Source organism: Micromonospora sp. D75, assembly GCF_018070405.1.
GTDB classification, from domain to species: Bacteria; Actinomycetota; Actinomycetes; order Mycobacteriales; family Micromonosporaceae; genus Micromonospora; species Micromonospora chalcea.
On the sequence record NZ_JAGPXV010000891.1, the window covers coordinates 1 to 1,793 of the forward strand.

Annotated in this window: 1 protein-coding gene and 1 pseudogene; one reads left to right on the forward strand and one right to left on the reverse strand. The window is 75.1% G+C overall.

Translation table 11 applies throughout. From position 1 onward, the window contains the following. A partial coding sequence (eccD, locus tag KBX39_RS30385; RefSeq protein ID WP_210873845.1) for a type VII secretion integral membrane protein EccD occupies positions 1 to 1,116 on the reverse strand: 1,116 nt, incomplete at its 3' end. A gap of 170 nt (positions 1,117 to 1,286) precedes the next feature. Between eccD and KBX39_RS30390 the strand changes: the two are divergent. Further along, positions 1,287 to 1,793: pseudogene (locus KBX39_RS30390) on the forward strand (type VII secretion protein EccC); the annotation flags it as partial.

The window sequence follows — 1,793 nt, forward strand, 5'->3', positions numbered from 1 at the left end:
GTGGTGCTGGCCGAGGAACGGGCGCGCCCGCAGCAGCGAAAGCAGCGCCAGGACCAGGCAGAGCAGGACCGCCGGCAGGCGGCCGTCCTCGGCCAGCACCACCTCGCCGCCGAGCACCAGCAGCGAGACGGTCCAGAGCAGGCCGGTGAGGAAACCGTCGGCGCGCTCGCTGTTGCGCAGCACCGACGGCCCGTCCACCGACTCGGTGTCGGTCTTCAGGTCGTCCGGCCCGGTGGGGATGGACGGCACCGGCAGCCGGGCGAGGCGGTAGGCGAGCATCGGCAGCGCCGGCAGCGCGCCGAAGGCGACTGTCGCCACCACTGCCGCCGACGCCGCCGCGCCGATGCCGAAGGCCAGGCTGAGCACCGCGCCGAGCCCGACCGCCGCCCCCACGCCGACCGCGCCGAGGAACAGCGGCAGGCGGTCGCCGACGGCGAGCGCGGCGATCGCGCCGAACACCACCACGGCGGTGCCGGCGAGCAGGACGTGCGGGGCGGCCAGCTCGCCGAGCGTCCGCTCACCGGCGAGCACCAGCAGGCCGCCGACGCCCGCGTAGCCGATCCCGACCAGGGCCAGCACCGCGCCGGTGCGACTGTCTCCGGCCGCCCGGGACAGCACCGCGGCGCCGACCAGCAGCGCCACCGCGACCACGAAGGCGGCCGCCGCGCCGGGCAGGTGCGGCGGGCCGGTGAACAGCGCCGCCACCGCGCCGCCGGCAAGCGCGGAGGCGGCCAGGAGGACCGCGAACGCCCGCGTGGTGCCCACCTGCCAGGCGCCCGCCCGCTGGGTGGTGGAGGTGGCGACCGCGTCCACCACGTCGTCGAAGACGATCTCCGGGGCGGTCGCGGCACGGGGGTTGAAGTAGAGCACCTCGCCGTCGCGGACCCCGAGCTGCGCGGCGGTACGGCCACCGTCGAGCGGCTGGCCGCCGAGCCGGGACAGGGCCCAGCCGCCGTGCCGCACACCCTCGTCGGCCAGGTCCTCGCCCGCGTAGCGCAGCAGCGTGGGCAGCAGGTCGGCGAGCGGCACGTCGGACGGCAGCGCCAGATCCATCCTGGTACGTGGCGCCACGATGGTGATCCGGCTCAGCCCACCGGTCGCCGTCTTCGTCGCCACAGTGGCCTCCTCGTTGCTCGCAAACGATCCGCTCGGCCCACGGCGTCGCCCCCACGGGTCCACGACGCCTCCGGGAGATTACCTACGATGGCGGTCGCACAGGTTGCCCACCCGACGCTCACCGGCGGTGGCAGACCACGATCAGGGCCGCTTCTGGGGAGGGGAGAGCCGTGAGTACGGTGGTGTTCCGCCGGCTTCCGCGTCAACCGGGGCCCGCGCTGCCGCGCGGCGAGGTGCTGCTGGAGTCCCCGCCCGAGCTGCCGGAGCCGAAGGCCAAGGGCATGGGGCAGGTGCTGATGATCCTGCCGATGCTCTGCGGTGTCGGAGCGATGGCCTTCCTCTACGCCGGCCGCGGCGGCGGCATGATGACGTACGTCGCGGGTGGCCTGTTCGGTGTGTCCATGTTGGGCATGGCGATCGGCACGCTCGGCAACGGCGGCAACGACAAGGCCGAGCTGAACGCGCAGCGGCGCGACTACATGCGCTACCTGGCGCAGATGCGCAAGCGCACCCGCCGGGCCGCCGAGCAGCAGCGCGCCGCGATGACCTGGCGGCACCCGGAGCCGGACGCGCTCTGGTCGATCGCCGCCTCCCGCCGGCTGTGGGAGCGGCGGATCACCGAGGACGACTTCGGCGAGGTGCGGATCGCGCTCGGCCCGCAGCGGCTGGCGGTGGAG